21 protein-coding genes and 1 pseudogene are annotated in these 20,815 nt (G+C 69.7%); 15 read left to right on the top strand and 7 right to left on the bottom strand.

Features of this window, described 5'->3' with window-relative positions; all coding sequences use genetic code 11:
* The first annotated feature begins 6 nt into the window (after positions 1–6).
* Positions 7–2,469: a [protein-PII] uridylyltransferase gene (locus tag K883_RS01435; RefSeq protein ID WP_081614499.1), complete on the top strand. Its 2,463-nt coding sequence runs from the start codon at positions 7–9 to the stop codon at positions 2,467–2,469.
* A gap of 18 nt (positions 2,470–2,487) precedes the next feature.
* On the opposite strand, the gene K883_RS01430 is transcribed toward K883_RS01435, so the two are convergent.
* From K883_RS01430 to K883_RS01415, 4 genes are all read right to left on the bottom strand, one after another.
* On the bottom strand, positions 2,488–2,856 hold the full coding sequence (locus K883_RS01430; protein WP_036429395.1) for a VOC family protein: 369 nt from the start codon (positions 2,854–2,856) through the stop codon (positions 2,488–2,490).
* Positions 2,857–2,879: 23 nt separating this feature from the next.
* Positions 2,880–3,308 (bottom strand): DUF6188 family protein, encoded by a 429-nt coding sequence (locus tag K883_RS01425; protein WP_008258924.1) that lies wholly within the window; start codon positions 3,306–3,308, stop codon positions 2,880–2,882.
* Positions 3,309–3,369: 61 nt separating this feature from the next.
* Entirely contained in the window at positions 3,370–5,133 is a 1,764-nt protein-coding gene (locus tag K883_RS01420; RefSeq protein WP_008258913.1) for a DEAD/DEAH box helicase, read from the bottom strand.
* 101 nt (positions 5,134–5,234) lie between these two features.
* Positions 5,235–6,029 carry an alpha/beta hydrolase gene (locus tag K883_RS01415; protein WP_008258911.1) on the bottom strand — a complete coding sequence of 265 codons (795 nt, stop codon included), beginning with the start codon at positions 6,027–6,029 and terminating at the stop codon, positions 5,235–5,237.
* Between the two features lie 139 nt (positions 6,030–6,168).
* Here K883_RS01415 and ffh point away from each other — a divergent pair, with 139 nt between their 5' ends.
* The 4 genes from ffh to K883_RS01395 all read left to right on the top strand — a co-directional run bounded on the left by ffh (position 6,169) and on the right by K883_RS01395 (position 11,358).
* Entirely contained in the window at positions 6,169–7,725 is a 1,557-nt protein-coding gene (ffh, locus tag K883_RS01410) for a signal recognition particle protein (protein WP_008258909.1), read from the top strand.
* Between the two features lie 19 nt (positions 7,726–7,744).
* Positions 7,745–8,827, top strand: a complete 1,083-nt coding sequence (locus K883_RS01405) for an amidohydrolase family protein (RefSeq protein ID WP_008258908.1) — start codon at positions 7,745–7,747, stop codon at positions 8,825–8,827.
* A 103-nt stretch (positions 8,828–8,930) separates the two neighbouring features.
* Positions 8,931–10,763, top strand: a complete 1,833-nt coding sequence (locus tag K883_RS01400; protein ID WP_008258907.1) for an N-acyl-D-amino-acid deacylase family protein — start codon at positions 8,931–8,933, stop codon at positions 10,761–10,763.
* A gap of 1 nt (position 10,764) precedes the next feature.
* A complete protein-coding gene (locus tag K883_RS01395; protein WP_008258905.1) occupies positions 10,765–11,358 on the top strand; it encodes a TetR/AcrR family transcriptional regulator in 594 nt (197 codons plus the stop codon).
* Positions 11,359–11,442: 84 nt separating this feature from the next.
* Here K883_RS01395 and K883_RS01390 read toward each other — a convergent pair whose 3' ends face one another.
* Positions 11,443–12,330, bottom strand: coding sequence for a D-alanyl-D-alanine carboxypeptidase family protein (locus K883_RS01390; RefSeq protein WP_008258904.1), 888 nt, complete (start codon positions 12,328–12,330; stop codon positions 11,443–11,445).
* A 59-nt stretch (positions 12,331–12,389) separates the two neighbouring features.
* Between K883_RS01390 and K883_RS01385 the strand changes: the two genes are divergently transcribed.
* The 5 genes from K883_RS01385 (at position 12,390) to trmD (ending at position 15,078) form a co-directional block, all read left to right on the top strand.
* Positions 12,390–12,809: a nuclear transport factor 2 family protein gene (locus tag K883_RS01385; RefSeq protein WP_008258903.1), complete on the top strand. Its 420-nt coding sequence runs from the start codon at positions 12,390–12,392 to the stop codon at positions 12,807–12,809.
* Between the two features lie 219 nt (positions 12,810–13,028).
* Positions 13,029–13,550 (top strand): 30S ribosomal protein S16, encoded by a 522-nt coding sequence (gene rpsP, locus K883_RS01380; RefSeq protein ID WP_008258899.1) that lies wholly within the window; start codon positions 13,029–13,031, stop codon positions 13,548–13,550.
* An 8-nt stretch (positions 13,551–13,558) separates the two neighbouring features.
* Positions 13,559–13,801, top strand: coding sequence for an RNA-binding protein (locus K883_RS01375; protein WP_003878715.1), 243 nt, complete (start codon positions 13,559–13,561; stop codon positions 13,799–13,801).
* Positions 13,802–13,810: 9 nt separating this feature from the next.
* A complete protein-coding gene (rimM, locus tag K883_RS01370) occupies positions 13,811–14,326 on the top strand; it encodes a ribosome maturation factor RimM (RefSeq protein ID WP_008258891.1) in 516 nt (171 codons plus the stop codon).
* 11 nt (positions 14,327–14,337) lie between these two features.
* The gene (trmD, locus tag K883_RS01365; protein WP_036453477.1) at positions 14,338–15,078 is read left to right on the top strand and encodes a tRNA (guanosine(37)-N1)-methyltransferase TrmD; all 741 of its coding nucleotides are present in this window, start codon (positions 14,338–14,340) and stop codon (positions 15,076–15,078) included.
* Between the two features lie 9 nt (positions 15,079–15,087).
* Here the strand turns inward: trmD and K883_RS01360 are convergent, their stop codons facing one another.
* The gene (locus tag K883_RS01360) at positions 15,088–16,074 is read right to left on the bottom strand and encodes a serine hydrolase (protein WP_036453475.1); all 987 of its coding nucleotides are present in this window, start codon (positions 16,072–16,074) and stop codon (positions 15,088–15,090) included.
* Between the two features lie 351 nt (positions 16,075–16,425).
* Between K883_RS01360 and rplS the strand changes: the two genes are divergently transcribed.
* The 4 genes and pseudogenes from rplS (at position 16,426) to K883_RS01340 (ending at position 18,861) form a co-directional block, all read left to right on the top strand.
* Entirely contained in the window at positions 16,426–16,767 is a 342-nt protein-coding gene (gene rplS / locus K883_RS01355) for a 50S ribosomal protein L19 (RefSeq protein ID WP_007775353.1), read from the top strand.
* Between the two features lie 102 nt (positions 16,768–16,869).
* Positions 16,870–17,766 carry a signal peptidase I gene (gene lepB, locus K883_RS01350; protein WP_036453472.1) on the top strand — a complete coding sequence of 299 codons (897 nt, stop codon included), beginning with the start codon at positions 16,870–16,872 and terminating at the stop codon, positions 17,764–17,766.
* A 2-nt stretch (positions 17,767–17,768) separates the two neighbouring features.
* Positions 17,769–18,540, top strand: a pseudogene (locus K883_RS01345) (ribonuclease HII).
* Positions 18,541–18,555: 15 nt separating this feature from the next.
* Positions 18,556–18,861, top strand: a complete 306-nt coding sequence (locus K883_RS01340) for a DUF2469 domain-containing protein (protein WP_003875077.1) — start codon at positions 18,556–18,558, stop codon at positions 18,859–18,861.
* A gap of 7 nt (positions 18,862–18,868) precedes the next feature.
* Here the strand turns inward: K883_RS01340 and K883_RS01335 are convergent, their stop codons facing one another.
* Positions 18,869–19,627, bottom strand: a complete 759-nt coding sequence (locus K883_RS01335) for a GAF and ANTAR domain-containing protein (RefSeq protein ID WP_036453470.1) — start codon at positions 19,625–19,627, stop codon at positions 18,869–18,871.
* Positions 19,628–19,819: 192 nt separating this feature from the next.
* On the opposite strand from K883_RS01335, the gene K883_RS01330 reads away from it, so the two are divergent.
* Positions 19,820–20,809 (top strand): NAD-dependent epimerase/dehydratase family protein, encoded by a 990-nt coding sequence (locus K883_RS01330; RefSeq protein ID WP_036453468.1) that lies wholly within the window; start codon positions 19,820–19,822, stop codon positions 20,807–20,809.
* Positions 20,810–20,815: the final 6 nt, after the last annotated feature.

Raw genomic sequence — 20,815 nt, 5'->3', positions numbered from 1 at the left:
GAGGGCATGACCCCGAACGGCTCCGATCCGCCCGGGCACCAAGCGGGGACAGGAAGCGCCGGCGGGGCAGTCGATTTGGCCGCCTCGCGGCGCCAACTGCTGTCCGAGGGCAGCAAGCTACACGCCGCCGAACTGCGGCACGCCTGGCTGGATCTGCACGAATCATGGTTGATGGCCAAGGCCGCCGAGATCGGGATCGACGACGACAGCGGCTTCGCGATCGTCGGCATCGGCGGGTTGGGCCGCCACGAGCTGCTGCCATATTCCGACCTGGACCTGATGCTGTTGCACGACAACAAGTCCGACGACGTGCTGGGCAAGGTCGCCGACGGGTTGTGGTATCCGTTGTGGGACGCCAACGTTCGCCTCGACCACAGCGTGCGGACCGTGTCCGGCGCCCTGGGTGTGGCCAATGCCGACATGATCGCGGCCCTGGGCATGCTGGACGCACGCCACATCGCCGGCGACGCGCGGCTGTCCGAGGAACTGATCGCGGGCGCGCGACGCCAGTGGCGCAGCGCAATTCGCTCCCGGATGGACGAGCTCGTCGCGATGACGCAGGCCCGCTGGGAGCGCTGCGGGCGGATCGCGCAGCGGGCCGAACCGGACCTGAAATCGGGCCGTGGCGCCCTGCGCGATGTGCAGTTGCTCGACGCGCTCGGCGTGGCCCAGCTCATCGACCGCCACGGCATGGCCCGCCCGGAGTCGCCGGGCGGCTCGCTGGACGACGCCCACCTGACGCTGCTCGACGTGCGCACCGAGCTGCACCGCGTGTCCGGGCGCGGACGCGATCAGCTGCTGGCCCAATACGGCGACGAACTCAGCGCCGCGCTGCACATCGGTGACCGATTCGACTTGGCCCGCAAGCTATCCGACGCCGGGCGCACCATCGCCTACCACGCCGAGACGGGGCTGCGCACCGCCGAGAACGCCCTGCCGCGCCGCGGCGTCTCGGCGTTGGTGCGCCGGCCCAAGCGCCGCCCCCTCGACGAGGGCGTCGTCGAATACGGCGGAGAGATCGTGCTCGCCCGCGACGCGCGACCCGACACCGACGTGGGCTTGGTGCTGCGGGTGGCCGCCGCGTCCGCCGACACCGGGTTGCCGATCGGCGCCGCCACGCTGAGCCGCCTGGCCGCCGGCGCGCCCGAGATGCCGGTGCCCTGGCCGCGGGAAGCGTTGGACGACTTACTGGTTGTGCTGTCCGCCGGCCCGACGACCGTGGCCACCATCGAGGCGCTCGACCGCACCGGGCTGTGGGGCCGGCTGCTGCCCGAATGGGACGCGATCCGCGACCTGCCGCCGCGCGACGTCGCGCACAAATGGACGGTGGACCGGCACGTCATCGAGACGGCCGTCAACGCCGCGCCGCTGGCGACGCGCGTGGCGCGGCCCGACCTGCTCGCGCTCGGCGCGCTGCTGCACGACATCGGCAAGGGCCGCGGCGTCGACCACAGCGTGCTCGGCGCGGGCCTGGCCCTGGATATCGGGCCGCGACTGGGGATCTCGCCCGCCGACTCCGAGACGCTCGCGCAGCTGGTCCGCCACCACCTGCTGCTGCCGGTCGTGGCGACCCGCAGCGACCTGAACGACCCCAAAACCATTGAGCGCGTGTCGAAGTCGCTCGGCGGCGATCCGCTGCTGCTCGAAGTGCTGCATGCGCTCACCGAAGCCGACTCCAAGGCCACCGGGCCGGGGGTGTGGAGCGAATGGAAGGCGTCCCTGATCGAGGAGTTGGTTCGGCGCTGCCGGCTGGTGATGGCGGGGGAGCCGCTTCCGGAGGCCGAACCGACTGCACCCCAATATCTTTCGTTGGCCGCTCAACGCGCGGTCCACGTGGAGATCAAGCCCAGTGGCGGTGAGCGGCTGGACGTGGTGATGGCCGCCCCGGATCAGCGGGGGCTCGTGTCCAAGGCCGCGGCGGTGCTGGCGCTGAACTCGCTGCGCATCCATTCGGCGTCGGCCAGCACCGACGCGGGTTTCGCGGTCGTCGAATTCGTGGTGTCGCCGCTGTTCGGTTCGCCGCCGGAGGCGGGCCTGCTGCGCCAGCAGTTCACCGGCGCGCTCGCAGGTGACGTCGACGTGCTGGGCACGCTGGAGAAACGCGATAGCGACGCCGCCGGCGCGGCGTCCACGCGGGCCGGTGAGGTTCAGGTCGGGGTGCCGGTGACGCGCTCGACCGCCCCGCCGCGCATCCTGTGGGTCGATACGGGCACCGCCGGCCAGCTGATCGTCGAGGTCCGCGCCATGGATCGCCTGGGGCTGCTCGCGATGCTGACCCGGGCGCTGGAGCGGGCCGGAACCGACATCGTCTGGGCCAAGGTCAACACGTTCGGGTCGACGGCGGCCGACGTCTTTTGCGTGACGGCCGCCTCCGGCGGGCAAGCCGGGCGGGACGCGGTCGAGCAGAGCCTGCTCGCCGCGCTCGGCGGGCCGGCGGTCGAGGTGCTCGAGGAACCCGTCGGCGACTAACCCCGATGACGCCGGCGATCACCGCAACTTCTGGGCGAATTCGATGACGTGGCCGTCCGGGTCGGCGATGTGGAGCGTCCTTTCACGCCAGGGCCGGTCCACCGGTCCGGTGAGGATCTCGGCACCGAGGTGCCGCAACCGTTCCGCCTCGCTGTCCACGTCGTCAACCAGGAAACCGATCTCGCCGCACGGCGGGTTGCCGCCCTCGCGGCCGATGAGCTCCGGCAGCTTCGACCGCTCGAAAAGCGAGAACTTGGTGTTGGCCGTCTCGAACTCGACGTAGCCGTCGCCTTCGATCCGTACCTGCAGCCCGATCACGTCGCGGTAGAACGTCACCGACCTCGTGAGCGACTCCACGTAGTGGATGACGTAGTCCACGCGACGCATGAAACACCTCGGCGCGTGCTAGCTCACCGGTCGCCGTCGGCCCGAGCCGTATCGAGGCGAACGACGCGCAATTCGCCGTGCGCGAGGCAGGCAGCATAACCGTGGTGCTTGCTGTAGAGCTCCCACGCGATGGCGTTGTCGTTGGACGGCACGTCGATCTGGTGATAGTCGGAGAACTCGAGATGGAGATCTCCGGTGTCGGACCAGACGGCACTCGTGCAGCTCGATCCGGCGAAATCGAAGAGCGGACGCAGTTGACCCGCCGGGTGGTTCGGGTCGATGGCGATCACTTCGGCGGGTGAGGTTTCGATGGCCGGCAGGGTCAGACGCATCGGTGCCGTGATCACCAGCTCGTTGTAGTCCTCGAAATTCAGCACCAGACCGTCGCGGAACATGATCCGCTGAACCGCACAGCCCTCGAGCCACTGCTCGATCACTTTCTGTTCGGTCATAGATTCCACTCTGGCCCCAATTTGGCACATGCACAACCGTGGTGGGCCATGCCGTACCGGCTCACGACGTCTCGGCGTTGAGCCGGCGGACGGCGTCGATGCGCGCCCGCAGCTGTTCGCGGCTCGCGGCGGCGATCGGGGGGCCGCCGCAGCGGCGCCGCAATTCGTTGTGGATCCAGCCGTGCGGCTTGCCCGTCCGGTGATGGGCGATCGAGACGAGCGCGTTGAGCTCGCGGCGCAGCTCGCGAAGCTGGCCGTGCACCGTGGCCGACGGGGTTTCGACGGCACCCGGCGATCCGGTCTCCTGGTGCAGCCGGGCCCGCCGCTGCAGCTGTTCGTCCTGGCGCTGGTGCAGCAGCGCACGCATCTGCTCGGCGTCGAGCAGGCCCGGGATGCCGAGGTAGTCGGCCTCCTCGTCGCTGCCCGCCGGCGCGGCGGTGCCGAACGATGATCCGTCGAAGATGAGCTGATCGAGCTCCGCGTCGGCGCCCAGCGAGGTGAACCCCTTGTCGAGGTCGCTCTTCTCGTCCTGCGTCTTGGTTGCGGGATCGCCGTCGAGGGGATCGCCCTCGGATTCCCGGTGCGGCTCGCCGAGCACGTGGTTGCGCTGCGCCTCCAGCTCGCTGGCCAGCTGCAGCAGGTTGGGCACCGACGGCACGAAGATGCTGGCGATCTCGCCCGGGCGCCGCGACCGCACGAACCGGCCGATGGCCTGGGCGAAGAACAGCGGGGTCGAGGCGCTGGTGGCGTAGATCCCGACCGACAGCCGCGGCACGTCGACGCCCTCGGAGACCATGCGCACCGCGACGAGCCAGCGGCTGGTGCTCGCCGCGAACTCGCTGATGCGCGCCGACGAGCCGGGGTCGTCGGAGAGCACCAGCGTCGGCGCCTCGCCGGTCAGCTTCGTCAGCAGGGTGGCATAGGCGCGGGCCGCGGTCTGATCGGAGGCGATGATCATGCCGCCGGCGTCGGGCACGTGCGTGCGCAGCTGGCGCAGCCGCAGGTCCGCGGCGGTGATCACCGCGGGCATCCACTCGCCGGCGGGATCCAGCGCCGTGCGCCACGCCCGCGCGGTCTGCTCGGCGGACAGCGGCTCACCCAGTCGGGCGGCGTGCTCCTCGCCGGCGCTGTCGCGCCACCGGGCCTCCCCGGAGTAGGCGAGGAAGACCACGGGCCGGACCACGCCGTCGGCCAGGGCGTCGGTGTAGCCGTAGGTGTGATCGGCCTGCGACCGCCGTATCCCGTCGGGACCGGCCTCGTAGGTCACGAACGGGATGGGGCTGTCGTCGCTGCGGAAGGGCGTGCCCGTCAGTGCGAGCCGGCGGGTGGCGTCGTCGAACGCCTCGCGGATGGCGTCGCCCCAGGTCTTGGCGTCCCCGCCGTGATGGATCTCGTCGAAGACGACCAGTGTCTTGCGCTGCTCGGTGCGGACCCGGTGCAGCGTGGGATGCGCGGCGACCTGCGCGTAGGTGACCATGACGCCGTGATACTCCGGCGCGATCCGCGGGTTGGCGTTGGAGAATCTCGGGTCCAGGGCGATGCCGTGCCGCGCCGCGGCCTGCGCCCACTGCACCTTGAGGTGCTCGGTGGGCACCACGACGGTGACCTGCTCGACCGCGCGCTGGCCGAGGAGTTCGGCCGCCACCCGCAGCGCGAACGTCGTCTTGCCGGACCCGGGGGTGGCCACCGCCAGGAAGTCGCGCGGCTGGCCGGCGAGATATTTGACGAGCGCCCTGCGCTGCCAGCCGCGCAGCACGGCGGTGCCGCTGTCGTCGCCGTGGTCGGTGTCGGTCCGCGCTTGGATGCTGCTGGCCGGCATCGACACAGGCCCCCCAATCGTTGCTGTTCGACACGGCCAGCTCGGTTGAGTGGCGGCTGTGAAATCTAGCACGCCAACGCTTTTCGATGTTGGAGCGACTCGACTCGCTATCGTGCGTGGGTCACCGCTTCGTGGGTCTGCAGCCAGTCGCGGATGCGTTCGGCGACGTCGGCCCAGCCCGGCTCGAGCATCATGTTGTGGCCCATGGAAAAGAATTCCGGCTCGGTGCCGTAGGCCCGCGCGGTGGCGCGCACATCGCCGGGGCTGACGAAGCCGTCGTCCTCGGCGCCCAGGACCAGGATCGGCGTCGTCACCCGCCGGGTCCGGACGCGGCGGACCATCGGATCGGTCATGGCGGCGCGCACGCTCTCGGCCCCGGCCTGTTGCCGGCAGGCCTCGACGATGTCCTCGGGTGTGTCGGCACAGAAGAGGTACTCGCGGGCCAGCGCCGGGGTGGCCAAAAATTTCAGCAGCGTGGGATCGTTCCAGGCTTCCATGGTCATCGACGGCCGGCGGCGCCAGACGCGCAACGCCATTTTGAGCACGCCCTGCGGCGGCACCGAGCCCACCAGCACCGCGGCCGGGGCGCTGCGCTCTTCGAGGTAGCGCTGGATCACGAACCCGCCCAGGGAGTGCCCGATCAGGATCGGCGCGCCACCGAGGTCGTCGGCGACCGTGCGGACGTCCTCGATGTAGTCGGCGATGGACACCTTGCGCAACGGCTTCGCGGTGGGGCTGGTGCCGTGCCCGCGCAGGCTCACCGCGACTGTGCGGTAGCCGGCGCCGGCGAAGAAGTCCTGGAAGTGTTCCCAGCACCACGCGCCGTGCCACCCGCCGTGGACGAAGAGCAGGGGCACCGGGTGCTCGGCAGTGCAGGACCCTTTGTCGATCAGCTCGAGCATTCGACCATTCAAACCCGTTCGCCGTCCCCGCGAGACTGAAACGACGTACACCGTTACCGGCGTGTCGTGTGCGTCGTTGCAGTGTCGCGTCGACGGGCGGCGCCGAGTCCGCCCCAACGTGCTCCACTAGGCTGGCGGGGTGTTTGAATCGCTGTCCGACCGATTGACCGGCGCCCTCGCGGGGCTACGCGGCAAGGGTCGACTGACCGACGCCGATATCGAGGCCACCACCCGCGAGATCCGGCTGGCGCTGCTGGAAGCCGACGTGTCGTTGCCCGTCGTGCGCGCCTTCGTCACCCGGATTAAGGACCGCGCCAAGGGCGCCGAGGTGTCGGGTGCCCTCAACCCGGCGCAGCAGGTCGTCAAGATCGTCAACGAGGAACTCATCGGCATCCTGGGCGGACAGACCCGCCAGCTGGCGTTCGCGAAGACGCCGCCGACCGTGGTGATGCTCGCCGGCCTGCAGGGTTCCGGTAAGACGTCGCTGGCCGGCAAGCTAGCGGCCTGGCTGCGCGGGCAGGGCCACACGCCGCTGCTGGTGGCGTGCGACTTGCAGCGCCCGGCCGCGGTCAACCAGCTGCAGGTGGTCGGCGAGCGGGCCGGGGTGCCGGTGTTCGCGCCGCACCCGGGCGAATCCCCGGGGTCCGGACCCGGCGACCCGGTCGCGGTCGCCGCGGCGGGGATCGCCGAGGCCAACGCCAAGCACTTCGACGTCGTCATCGTCGACACCGCCGGCCGGCTGGGCATCGACGACGAACTGATGGCGCAGGCCGCGGCCATCCGCGACGCCATCAATCCCGACGAGGTCCTGTTCGTCCTGGACGCGATGATCGGTCAGGACGCCGTCACCACCGCCGAGGCGTTCCGCGAGGGCGTCGGCTTCACCGGGGTGGTGCTCACCAAGCTCGACGGCGACGCCCGCGGTGGCGCGGCGCTCTCGGTCCGCGAAGTGACCGGTGTCCCAATCCTTTTCGCCTCCACCGGCGAAAAGCTGGAGGACTTCGACGTCTTCCATCCCGACCGGATGTCCAGCCGCATCCTGGGCATGGGCGACGTGTTGAGCCTGATCGAGCAGGCCGAGCAGGTCTTCGACGCCGAACAGGCCGAGGCCGCCGCGGTCAAGATCGGCACCGGCGAGCTCACGCTCGAGGACTTCCTGGAACAGATGCTCGCCATCCGCAAGATGGGCCCGATCGGCAACCTGCTGGGCATGCTGCCCGGGGCCGGGCAGATGAAGGACGCGCTGGCCCAGGTCGACGACCGCCAACTCGACCGCCTGCAGGCCATCATCCGCGGCATGACGCCCGCCGAGCGCGCCGATCCGAAGATCATCAACGCCTCGCGGCGGCTGCGCATCGCCAACGGTTCGGGCGTCTCGGTGTCGGAGGTCAACCAGCTGGTCGACCGCTTCTTCGAGGCCCGCAAGATGATGTCGTCCATGCTCGGCGGCATGGGCATCCCGGGGATGGGCCGCAAGTCCGCGACGCGAAAGGCCAAGGGCGCCAAGGGCAAGGCGGGCAAGAAGGGGAAGAAGGGGGGGCGGGGCCCGACGCCACCCAAGGCGAGAAACCCCCTGGCCGCCGGGATGCCGGCCGGGTTCCCCGACCTGTCGCAGATGCCCGAGGGTCTCAACGAGCTGCCGCCCGGGCTGGCCGACTTCGATCTGTCCAAGCTGAAGTTCCCGGGCAAGTCGTGACCGGAAGAAACTAGCCGCCGTGCGGCTGCACGTGCGGGGCGTGGGACTGCCCGACGAGACCGAGATCCAACTGTGGATCGTCGACGGCCGCATCAGCACCGAACCGGTCGCCGGCGCCGACACCGTCTTCGACGGCGGATGGATCGTGCCCGGGCTGGTGGACGCCCACTGCCACGTCGGCCTGGGCCATCACGGCGAGATCCCGCTCGACGAGGCGATCGCCCAGGCCGAGACGGAACGCGACGTCGGGGCGTTGTTGTTGCGGGACTGCGGATCGCCCACCGACACGCGCAGCCTCGACGACCGCGACGACATGCCCCGCATCATCCGCGCCGGCAGGCATCTGGCCAGACCCAAGCGCTACGCGGCGGGGTTCTCGCGCGAACTGGAGGACGAGTGGCAGCTGCCGGACGCGGTCGCCGAGGAGGCGCGCCGCGGCGACGGCTGGATCAAGCTCGTCGGCGACTGGATCGACCGCGGCGCCGGCGACCTCGCGCCACTGTGGTCCGACGACGTCCTGGCGGCCGCGATCGAGGCCGCCCACGCCCACGGCGCCCGGGTCACCGCGCACGTCTTCAGCGAGGACGCGCTGCCCGGCCTGATCAACGCCGGCATTGACTGCATCGAACACGGCACCGGCCTGGACGACGACACCATCGAGCTGATGGCCTCCCGCGGCACCGTGCTGGTTCCCACGCTGGTCAACGTCCTCGAGAATTTCCCCGGCATCGCCGAGGCCGCCGCGAAGTATCCGGCCTACGCCGCCCACATGCGCGACCTGCACGCGCGCGGCCCGTCGCGTATCGCCGCGGCGCGGGAAGCCGGCGTGCAGATATATGCCGGAAGTGACGCCGGCACCATGGTCGCGCACGGTCGCATCGCCGACGAGGTCGAAGCGCTCAAGGGCATCGGCATGAGCCCGACGCAGGCGCTGGGGGCGGCCTGCTGGGACGCGCGCCGCTGGCTCGGCCGCCCCGGCCTCGACCACGGCGCCTCGGCGGACCTGCTGTGCTTCGCCCGCGACCCGCGGTCGGGGCCCGCCGTGCTGAACAATCCCGATCTGATCATGTTGCGCGGCAAGATCTTCCGTTCACCGGCGTAGCCGGCGCGTCGCGGTCGCCGCGGCCGCTCGGTGACGCAGACTAACCAGCGCTTCCGGGCACCGCCACGCTGCGCCGAAGAAAGATTGCGAGTGCTTGCTATCTATGTTAGCGTTCGGCAACGATGACCGGAAGGACGCCATGGCCTACGACGTGATCATTCGCGACGGATTGTGGTTCGACGGCACCGGCGCCGCGCCGCTCACCCGCACACTGGGCATCCGCGACGGTGTCGTGGTCGCCGTCTCGGCCGAGGCGCTGGACGAGACCGGTTGCCCCGAGGTGATCGAGGCGGCCGGCAAATGGGTCGTGCCCGGCTTCCTCGACGTGCACACCCACTACGACGCCGAAGTGCTGCTGGACCCCGGCCTGCGCGAGTCGGTGCGCCACGGTGTCACCACCGTGCTGCTGGGCAACTGCTCGTTGTCGACCGTCTATGCCGATTCCGAGGACGCCGCCGATCTGTTCAGCCGAGTGGAGGCGGTTCCGCGCGAATACGTCTTCGGCGCGCTGAGTTCGGGCCGGACGTGGTCGACGGCGGCGGAATACGTCAAGGCGATCGACGCCCTGCCGCTGGGCCCCAATGTCGGTTCGCTGCTTGGTCATTCGGACCTGCGCACCGCGGTGCTCGGACTGGAACGGGCCACCGACCCGACGATTCGGCCCACCGACGACGAGCTGAAAAAGATGGCGGCGCTGCTCGACGAGGCGCTGGACGCCGGGCTGCTCGGCATGTCCGGGATGGACGCGGCCATCGACAAACTCGACGGCGAACGTTTCCGGTCCCGCGCGCTGCCGTCCACCTTCGCGACCTGGCGGGAACGGCGCAAACTCATCAAAGTCCTGCGCAAGCGCGGCCGGATCCTGCAGAGCGCACCGAATCTTCAGAACCCGATCCTGTCGCTGATGTTCTTCTTGACCAGCAGCCGAATCTTCGGGCGCGGCAAGGGAGTCCGGATGAGCATGCTGGTCTCCGCGGACGCCAAGTCGATGCCGCTCGCCGTGCACACGTTCGGGCTCGGCACCCGGGTGCTCAACACCCTGCTGCGCTCGGCCGTGCGGTTCCAGCACCTGCCGGTGCCGTTCGAATTGTATTCCGACGGAATCGATCTGCCGGTGTTCGAGGAGTTCGGGGCGGGCACCGCAGCGCTGCACCTGCGGGATCAGTTGCAGCGCAACGAACTTCTGGCCGACGAGGCCTATCGTCGTCGGTTCCGCCGCGAGTTCGACCGCATCAAGCTCGGGCCGTCGCTGTGGCACCGCGACTTTCACGACGCGGTCATCGTCGAATGCCCCGATGCGTCGTTGATCGGCAAGAGTTTCGGTGCGATCGCCGACGAGCGTGGCCTGCACCCACTGGACGCGTTCCTCGACGTGCTCGTCGAAAACGGCGAGCGCAACGTCCGGTGGACCACCATCGTGGCCAACCACCGGCCCAAGCAGCTCGACAAGCTCGCCGCCGACCCCAGCATCCACATGGGTTTCTCCGACGCCGGCGCGCACCTGCGCAACATGGCGTTCTACAACTTTGCACTGCGCATGCTCAAGCGCACCCAGGACGCGCACCGGGCCGGGGCGCCCTTCCTGTCGATACAGCAGGCGGTGCACCGGCTCACCGGCGAACTGGCCGAGTGGTTCGGCATCGACGCCGGCACGCTCAGGGTCGGCGACCGCGCGGACTTCGTGGTCATCGACCCGGCCGGTCTCGACGAATCCGTCGACCGCTACCACGAGGAAGCGGTGCCGTTCTACGGCGGCCTGCGCCGCATGGTCAACCGCAACGACCAGGCCGTCGTCGCGACCGGCGTGGGCGGCGTCGTCGTGTTCGGCGGGGGCCGATTCCGCGACGGCTACGGGCAAACCGTGACGTCGGGCCGCTACCTGCGGGCCGGCGAGCGCGCCCGCCGACCACAGGGCGCCCTGGCCCAGAGCGCGTGACATGGCCAGAACCCAGCAACAGCGCCGCGAGGAAACCGTCGGACGGCTCATTGACGCCTGCATCGCCACCATCATCGAGGTCGGCTACGCCCGGGCGTCGGCCGCGGTGATCACCAAGCGGGCCGGGGTGTCGGTGGGCGCGCTGTTCCGGCACTTCGACACCATGGGCGACTTCATGGCGGCGACGGCGTCGGAGGTGCTGCGCCGTCAGCTGGAGTCGTTCACCAAGGGGGTCGCCGAGATACCCGCCGACCGGCCGGCCCTGGAGGCGGCCCTGGGGATCCTGCGTGACATCACCAGCGGTCCGGCCAACGCCGTCATCTATGAACTGCTGGTGGCCGCCCGCACCGACGAAAAGCTCAGGGAGACTTTGCAACACGAGCTCGGGCAGTATGCGGCGAAGATCCACGACGCCGCCCGGGCGCTCCCGGGCGCCGAACGCTTCCCCGAGGACACCTTCCCGGTGTTCGTGGCGCTGATGACCAACGTGTTCGACGGCGCCGCCGTGGTGGAAGGCGTGCTGCCGCAACCGGACATCGCGGCCCAGCGGATCCCGGTGCTGATGGCGCTGCTGACCGCCGCGCTGCCGGATTGAGCTGCGCGAGCAGACGCGAAAGCACGCGACACGCCGGGAAATTGGGTGCTTTTGTGTCTGCTCGCGGCGCTCGGGCGAGCGGTACTACAGCGAGCCGATGCCGGCCTGCGGGCTTTGCGCGAATCCCCAGTCGAACAACGTCGCCGCCTGATCCCAATACGACGGCCCGCCCTCTTTCACCAACCCGTACATCATGGCGATCACCAGCCGGCGGCCGCCGCGCGCGGCGGCGCCGACGAAGGTCTTGCGGGCGGCGTTGGTGAACCCTGTCTTGCCGCCGATCGCGCCGGGGTAGCGCTGCAGCAGTTCGTCCTGGTTGGTGATGAGCCGGTCGCCGTTATCGCCGGGGAACATCGCCGACGGCTCGGCGGTGATCTGCGCGAACACCGGATTGGCCATCGCCGCGCGGAAGATCACGGCCAGGTCGTGCGCCGTCGACGAGCCCGACCCACCGGGGCCGTCGAGGCCGGACGGCGTCGCCGCGTGCGTGTTGGTGGCGCCCAGCGAGGCCGCCTTCGCGTTCATCTTGGCGACGGTGACGTCGGGGCCGCCCAGCATGTGGGCCAACGTGTTGGCGGCGTCGTTGCCCGAGACCAGCAGCAGGCCGTCGAGAAGCTGGCGCGCGGTGTAGGTGCGGCCCGGTTTGATGCCGACGCAGTTGCATTCGACCTGGGTGTCGGCGACATCGGCGACGACGGTGGAATCCAGGTTCACCGAATCCAGGACCACCTGGGCCAGCAGCGTCTTGATCGTGCTCGCCGGCGGGTGGGCCACGTTCTGGTCGCGGCCGGCGAGCACCTGACCGCTGTCCAGATCGGCGATGATCCACGTCTGCGCCGGGCCGTCGGGGATGGGGATCGAGCCGATCGGTTGGCTGCTGTCGGCGCGCGAGAGGGGGACAGGGGCACCGAACGCGACGACGGCGAGCAGCGCCGCGGCCATCCCGGACACCGAGCCCACGAGCTTCCGCATGGGCCGAGAGTCTAACTTCCGGCCCTTGTCGGCGCGGATTTTCGTCTACTGTCCGATGCATGTTGAGCCTGGCCGAGATATCCGACCGCCTTGAGATCCAGCAGCTTCTGGTGGATTACTCCACCGCCATCGACAATCGCCGCTTCGACGACCTGGACCGGGTGTTCACCCCGGACGCCTACATCGACTACACGGCGCTGGGCGGCATCGAGGGGCACTATCCCGAGGTCAAGAAGTGGCTGGCCGAGGTGCTGCCCAACTTCCCGGTGTATGCCCACATGCTCGGCAATTTCTCGGTGCGCATCGACGGGGACACGGCGTCGTCGCGGGTGATCTGCTTCAACCCGATGGTGCTCGGTGGCGATAACGAGCAGGTGCTGTTCTGCGGCCTCTGGTACGACGACGAGTTCGCGCGCACCCCCGAGGGCTGGCGGATGACCCGGCGCGCGGAGACCAAGGTCTTCCAGAAGGTGATGTGAGGCTCGACCGGATGGTGGCCACCCGCCGCGCCCGGCCGGGCCGCGCGTGCGATCGCCACGATTTCTGATCGCCGCCCCTGGTCTGGCACAATAGGCGGCTGTCCGCCGAGCGATCACGCATCGCCGGCCGGTCAGAAACGCGAGGCAAAACCGGATCCGGGCATTCCCGCCCCGATCGCTGAATTGCAGCGTGACACACACAGGAGAAGTCGCTCAACCATGGCTGTCAAGATCAAGCTCACCCGGCTTGGCAAGATCCGCAATCCCCAGTACCGCATCGCCGTCGCCGACGCGCGGACCCGGCGCGACGGTCGCTCCATCGAGGTCATCGGCCGGTATCACCCGAAGGAAGAGCCGAGCCTCATCGAGATCGACTCCGAGCGCGCCCAGTACTGGCTGTCCGTGGGCGCCCAGCCCACCGAGCCCGTCCGCAAGCTGCTGCAGATCACCGGCGACTGGCAGAAGTTCAAGGGTCTGCCCGGCGCCGAGGGCCGCCTGAAGGTCAAGCCCGCCAAGCCCAGCAAGCTGGAGCTGTTCAACGCCGCGCTGGCCGAGGCCGAGGGCGGACCGACCACCGAGGCCGCGAAGCCGAAGAAGAAGTCCCCGGCGAAGAAGACCGCGAAGGCCGCCGAGGGCGAGTCCAAGGCCGAGTCCGAGGGCGCCGCGCAGACCGCCGAGACGAAGCCGGCCGAGGCGCCCGCCGAGGGCGGCGAGCAGGCCGAGTCGACCACCGAGAGCTGATCGCGGCGATGAGTACGGTTGTCGTTGACGCTGTTGAGCACCTGGTTCGCGGGATCGTTGACAACCCCGACGACGTCCGGGTGGACATGGTGACCAGCCGCCGGGGGCGGACGGTCGAGGTCCACGTCCATCCCGACGACTTGGGCAAGGTGATCGGCCGCGGCGGTCGCACGGCGACCGCGCTGCGCACGCTGGTCGCCGGTATCGGCGGTCGCGGCATCCGCGTCGACGTGGTGGACACCGACCAGTAGAGAACCCCGGTGGAACTGACCGTCGGGCGCGTCGTCAAAGCGCACGGGATCGGCGGCGAAATCGTCGTCGAAATCCGCACCGACGACCCGGACGCCCGGTTCGCGCCGGGTAATACGTTGCGCGGCAAGGCTTCTCGCGGTGGTGGGGAGCGGGATTTCGTCGTCGAGAGCGCGCGTGAACACGGCGGGCGGCTGCTGGTGCGGCTGGCCGGCATCACCGACCGCGACGCCGCCGACGCGCTGCGCGGCACCCTGTTCGTCGTCGATTCCGACGATTTGCCGCCGATCGACGAGGCCGACACCTACTACGATCATGAACTCGAAGGCCTGCACGTGCGGACGATCACGGGACACGACGTCGGTGTCGTCGCCGAGGTCCTGCACACCGCCGCGGGGGAGTTATTGGCGGTGCGGCGCGAATCCGGGGAGGCGTTGGTGCCGTTCGTGACCGCGATCGTGACGTCGGTGTCGCTGGACGACGGCACCATCGAGATCGATCCGCCCGAAGGCCTCCTGGATCTGTAGGGCCTTGAAAGATGAGAATCGACGTCGTCACGATCTTTCCCGCCTACCTGGACCCGCTGCGGCAATCGTTGCCGGGCAAGGCGATTCAGTCCGGGCTCGTCGATTTGGCGGTACACGACCTGCGGCGGTGGACGCACGACGTGCACCGCTCGGTCGACGACGCCCCCTACGGCGGCGGCCCGGGGATGGTGATGAAGGCGCCGGTGTGGGGTGATGCCCTCGACGAGATCTGCTCCGGCGAAACGCTTTTGGTGGTCCCGACGCCGGCCGGCGCCCTGTTCACGCAGGCCACCGCCGCGCGCTGGAGCGCCGAGAAGCACCTGGCGTTCGCGTGCGGCCGCTACGAGGGCATCGACCAGCGCGTCATCGAGGACGCCGGGCGGCGGATGCGGGTGGAAGAGGTCTCCATCGGCGACTACGTGTTGCCGGGCGGCGAGTCGGCTGCCGTCGTGATGATCGAGGCCGTGCTGCGGCTCCTCGACGGCGTCCTGGGCAATCCCGCGTCGCGCCATGATGATTCGCACTCGCCGGCGCTGGATCGCCGCCTGGAGGGCCCCAGCTATACCCGGCCGCCGAGCTGGCGGGGGTTGCAGGTCCCCGAGGTCCTGCTCTCCGGTGATCATGCGCGGATCGCCGCGTGGCGACGGGAGATCTCGCTGCAGCGCACCCGCGAACGCCGCCCGGAGCTGCTTGAGCTCGGCGACGATGCGGTCCGCGAAGTGGACCGAGGAGGAGCCGGGCCGTCGGCTTGAGCCGGAAGACTAGAGGCCGCGCGCCACCGCGTCGATGCGGCCCTCGGGAAAGATCGTCTTGACCGCCCGGGTGATGGTGTCCCGCGCGGTGGCGTCGTCGGAGGCCTGCAGGGACTGGACCACCATGATGTAGCGGCGGTCGGCCCCGATCACGCCCGTCGACAGGTGCATCCAGTCGCTGCCGATGCAGCACATCCAACCCTGCTTGACGGCGACCGGTTCGGCGTACAGGCCGTCCGGGATGCCAAACCGCTGCGGGTAGCCGTCGAGGCCGTTGGGGGTGGACTGGGCCAGGTCGTTGACGATGATCTGGGCCTGGTCGGCGGGCAGGCCGCCGGAGCCGTCCAGCAGCATCTCGTAGTAGCGGATCAGGTCGGTCACCGAGCTCATCGTGTTCCACCAGCGCCCGTCGCTGGGCGGGGTGGTGGACGCGAGGCCGTACCGGGCGGCCACCTCGGAGATGATGGCGGACCCGCCGCCCTGCCCCCAGAACCGCTCGGCGGCGCCGTCGTCGGAGGACTGCAGCATGATGTCGAGCGCCTGGCGGTCCTCGGCGCTCAAAGCGGCCTTGCCCTCGGCCTGGTGCAGCAACAGGTCGTCGGCGATGAACAGCTTCGCCACCGACGCGGTACCCACGACCTGGCCGTTGCCGTTGGAAACCAGCTGGTGGGTGCGGCGATCGAGAATGGCCACCGACAGCGCGGCGCCGCTCGCGGCGGCCTCCTCGGTGGCCTGCTGGACGCGGGCCTGCAGCGGGGCCGACCCCGCGAACGGCAGCGCCTGGGGCGGCTGGGGCTCCTGCGGCGGTGTGGCGGCCTCGAGCATCAGCGCCGCCGACTGCGGTGGTGCGGGTGCCGGCCGCTGCGGGATGACCCGAACGGGCGCGTTGACCGGCAGGCTGTACACCTTGGCCTGAACCAGCGCCTCGGAACCGGCGGCGACCACCAACGTCACCGCCGCGGTGGCGGTGAGCAGCGTCAGCGGCCGTACCCGCATTCCACTCCTTCCGCGCGACTTCGGACGTGACTTGGACACAGTGCAACGGCGGGATCCCTCGCGCCACCCGTACCGGCCGTCACGCAATGGTGCGGGTAGCGCGTTCCGACCCCAGTCATATGTACCATTCACCAGCGCATTCGGCTCGCCGCGAACCGCCGACTTCGTGTGATTTTCGCGGCACGCGCACCGTCTGGCACAATTGACCAGTTGTCTCCAGCGGCTGCAGGCCGCCTGCGCCATTTCCCGCCCGCTGCGAGATACGCCAGAAAGCCCATCGGCTCGGCGACCGCCTCACACCTACGTGTGGGTAGCTGCCGTCGGCCGCGACCTCAAGGAAGTGTCTCTCAGATGAACCGGCTGGACTTCGTCGATCAGGCGTCGCTGCGCGACGACATCCCGGTTTTCGGCCCGGGCGACACCATCAACGTGCACGTCAAGGTCATCGAGGGCGCCAAGGAGCGCATCCAGGTGTTCAAGGGCGTGGTGATCCGCCGCCAGGGCGGTGGCATCCGCGAGACCTTCACCGTCCGCAAGGAAAGCTATGGCGTCGGCGTCGAGCGGACCTTCCCGGTGCACTCGCCCAACATCGACCACATCGAGGTCGTGACCCGTGGTGATGTCCGCCGCGCCAAGCTGTACTACCTGCGGGAGCTTCGCGGCAAGAAGGCCAAGATCAAGGAGAAGCGCTGAGCCGGGACGCCTTGGCGGCGCTGGTGATTCGCCTTACGGGTTTCCGAAGCGGATCACTCGCCGGCTTGCCGGGCGACAACCTGTGCTGGCTACGCTGATCACGTGACCGACACCGCGGATTCATCTAACCCCCAGTCCCACGCTGGCGAATCAGATCCGAAGGTCTCTACGCGCAATCCGGAGACGCGCCCCGACGACGCCGACGCGGCCGACCGGCCGGTCCCCGAACCAGGTCAACCGGACCAGGCGTCCGAGCCCGCCGGCGCCAAGCACTCCACGCTGCGCGAATTCGCCCTGCTGGCGGTGATCGCCGTCGCGCTCTACTACGTCATGTTGACCTTCGTCGCGCGGCCCTACCTGATCCCGTCGGAATCCATGGAGCCCACGCTGCACGGCTGCACCGGCTGCGTCGGCGACCGGATCATGGTGGACAAGATCAGCTATCGGTTCAGCGCGCCGAGCCCCGGCGACGTCATCGTCTTCAAGGGGCCGCCGCCGTGGAACCTCGGCTACAAGTCGATCCGGTCGAACAACACCGTGCTGCGCTGGTTGCAGAACGCGCTGTCGTTCATCGGCTTCGTCCCGCCGGACGAAAACGACCTGGTGAAGCGGGTTATCGCGGTCGGCGGACAGACGGTGGCGTGCCGGGCGGAGACCGGGCTGACGGTCGACGGCAAGCCGCTGAAGGAGCCGTACCTGGATCGCAACACCATGGCGGCCGACCCGTCGGTCTACCCGTGCCTGGGCAGCGAGTTCGGGCCGGTCGCCGTCCCGGCCGGGCGGCTGTGGGTGATGGGCGACAACCGGACGCACTCGGCGGATTCGCGCGCCCACTGCACCAGCGTGCCCGCCGAGGCGCTCAAGGGCGTGCTGTGCACGGGCGACCCCACCACGGGGACCGTGCCGGTGTCCAATGTGATCGGCAAGGCCAGGTTCATCGTGTGGCCGCCGTCCCGGTGGGGTGGCGTGGAGTCGGTGAACCCGCAGCAGACTCGGTAGCCATGGCCACGACGTGGCCGCCGCGCACGGTGATCCGGAAGTCGTCAGGGTTGCGCACCCTGGAGTCGGCGCTGTACCGCAACGGGCTGGGCCCGGTGGCCGGCGTCGACGAGGTCGGCCGCGGCGCCTGCGCGGGCCCGCTGGTGGTGGCCGCCTGTGTGCTCGGCCCGGGGCGAATGGAAAGCCTTGCCGCGCTTGATGATTCCAAGAAGCTCACCGAGGCCGCCCGGGAGAAGTTGTTCCCCCTGATCCGCCGCTACGCGTTGGCCTACCACGTGGTGTTCATCCCGCCCGCCGAGGTGGACCGGCGCGGTGTGCACGTCGCCAACATCGAGGGGATGCGACGCGCCGTCGCCGGGCTGTCCGTGCGGCCGGGCTATGTGCTCAGCGACGGTTTCCGGGTGCCCGGCCTGGCGGTCCCGTCGCTGCCGGTCATCGGTGGCGACGCGGTCGCGGCGTGCATCGCGGCGGCCAGCGTGCTGGCGAAGGTCAGCCGGGACCGGCTGATGGTGGCCATGGAGGCCGATCACCCCGGCTACGGCTTCGCCCTGCACAAGGGCTACAGCACGCCGGCGCACAGCACGGCGCTGGCGCGGCTGGGCCCGTGTCCGGAGCACCGCTATTCGTTCATCAACGTGCGGCGCGTCGCGAACGGATCGGGCACCAGGCTGGTGGCCGACTGCGATCCGGACCCACCGCTGCAGCGCGACGGATATCGGTGAGGAAAGATGGGACCAGGGTCCCGGGGACACCATGTGGGAGAAGGACGTCTGAGCGGATGAGTGGCAGATGAGCGCAGAAGATCTCGAAAAGTACGAAACCGAGATGGAGCTCTCGCTGTACCGCGAATACAAGGACATCGTCGGCCAGTTCAGCTACGTCGTGGAAACCGAACGGCGCTTCTACCTGGCCAACAGCGTGGAGATGACGCCGCGCAACGCCGACGGCGAGGTCTACTTCGAGCTGCGGCTGTCCGACGCGTGGGTGTGGGACATGTACCGCCCGGCGCGTTTCGTCAAGCAGGTGCGGGTGGTCACCTTCAAGGACGTCAACATCGAAGAGGTCGAGAAGCCCGAGCTGCGGCTCCCCGAATAACCGCCGTTCAGGCGTTCGGGGGCAGCTGGTTTTCCGCGAGGGCGGGCAGCTGGCCGCGTTGCTCGATCACCGCGCGGGCGACCTCGGCCAGCTTGATGTTCAGCGCCTGGGAATGGCGGCGCAGCAGGTCGAAGGCGTCGTCCTCGCTCATGTCGTGCAGCAGCATCAGCATGCCGACCGCCTTGCCGATCTCGCGGTTGCTGAGCAGCCCCCGGCGCAGGCTGGCGGCGTCTTCCCCCTTGGCGACCGCGTTGATGGCGACGCTCGCGAAGGCCGCCAGCACCGCCGCCCGCCCGGCGGCCTCGGCGTCGAACATGTTCGGGGTATCGCTGAACAGGTTGAGCGCCGCGCCTTTGCGTTTGTCGACCAGGAGCCGAAATCCCATCGCCCCCCGCACCGGTGTCTCCGCGACCAGCACCGCCGCCAGCTTGGGCCACATCGACGGCGTGGTGAGGTCGGGCTCGATCTGGGGCGTCTCCTCCTCGATCGCATCGATGCACGGGCCGTCGCCGGCGCGGCGTTCCAGCTCGTCGACCTGCTGCGCCAGCCGGTCGCTGGCGCCGACGGTGACGTACCGGTCGTTCTCGCGCACCATCAGGCTGGCGTGGTCGCAGCCGCGGATGGCCAGGGTGGCGGCGACACAGATGGCCGCGTACATCTCGTTGGCATCCGAGCCCCGATAGATGATTTCGGCCAGAGCTGCGAAAACCGTCGCGGGGTCGGCTTTCTCCCCGCCCGTCGGGGGCGCGTCCGGGTTGTCCGCCATGCTGTTGCCTCGTTTCGTGCGGTGACGGCGGTGTGACCCGTCGGTCGCCGTAGATTATCGGTCGCCGGCACCACCGTTACACCCGGTTTGGCCCGGTTGCAGCAAATCGGTGGGCGACCCGTCCGTCGCCTTTGACCGCGGTGGCGTTTCCGCGCAGGGTTTCGGGTGGGAGCGGGAGGGAAGGACGTCTAGATGGGTGTGACCGTCGCGGTAACCGGACCGACCGGGGAGATCGGTATCTCCGCGGTGACGGCGCTCGAGCGCGAACCCGCCGTCGACACCGTCATCGGGATGGCCCGCCGCCCGTTCGACCCGTCCTCACGCGGCTGGGTCAAGACCACCTACCAGCGGGGCGACATTCTCGACCGCGAGGCCGTCGACGCCGTGGTCGCGCAGGCCGACGTGGTGATCCACCTTGCCTTCATCATCATGGGCTCGCGCGACGAGAGCGCGCGTGTCAACCTGCAGGGCACCCGCAACGTCTTCGAGGCGACGGTGGCCGCCGAGCGGCCCCGGCGCCTGGTCTACACCTCGTCGGTGGCGGCCTACGGCTATCACGCCGACAACCCGGTCCCGCTCACCGAGGACGTGCCGGTGCGCGGGTCCGCCGAGCATTACTACTCCGCGCAGAAGGCCGCGTGCGAGGCGATGCTCGCCGACATCACCAGGGATTCGCCGCTGGAGGTCTTCGTCCTGCGGCCGTGCGTGGTCGCCGGGCCGAACGCCACCGCCCTGGCCGACGCCATGCCGTGGAACCAGCTGCCCGGCCCGATACGCGCCGTCGTCAGGGCGCTGCGGGCCATTCCTTTGCTGAAGCCGATGCTGCCGGATCCGGGTATTCCGCTGCAGCTGGTTCACCACGACGATGTCGCGTCCGCGATCGCGCTGGCGGCCACCGCCCCGGCGCCGCCGGGGGCGTACAACATCGCCGGCGACGGTGTGGTGTCGGTGGCCGACGTGGCCAAGGCCCTGGGTGCGCGGTCGGTCCGGGTGCCCGCCGTCGCGGCCTCGGCGGCCTCGGCGGCGATTTCGCGCGTTCCGCTGATGCCGGCGATGCTGGAATGGCTGCACACGGCGCGCACGTCGATGGTCATGGACACCACCAAGGCCAAGACCCAGCTGGGCTGGCGGCCGCTCTACTCCTCGGCGCAGGCCCTGGCGGCGCTGGCCTCCGCGGTCTGAGCGGTC

Origin of the sequence: Mycobacterium sp. TKK-01-0059 (assembly GCF_000709305.1) — a bacterium.
GTDB lineage: Bacteria > Actinomycetota > Actinomycetes > Mycobacteriales > Mycobacteriaceae > Mycobacterium > Mycobacterium intracellulare.
The sequence above is the reverse complement of the archived record's forward strand: the minus strand, read 5'-3'. Positions and strand labels throughout refer to the sequence as shown.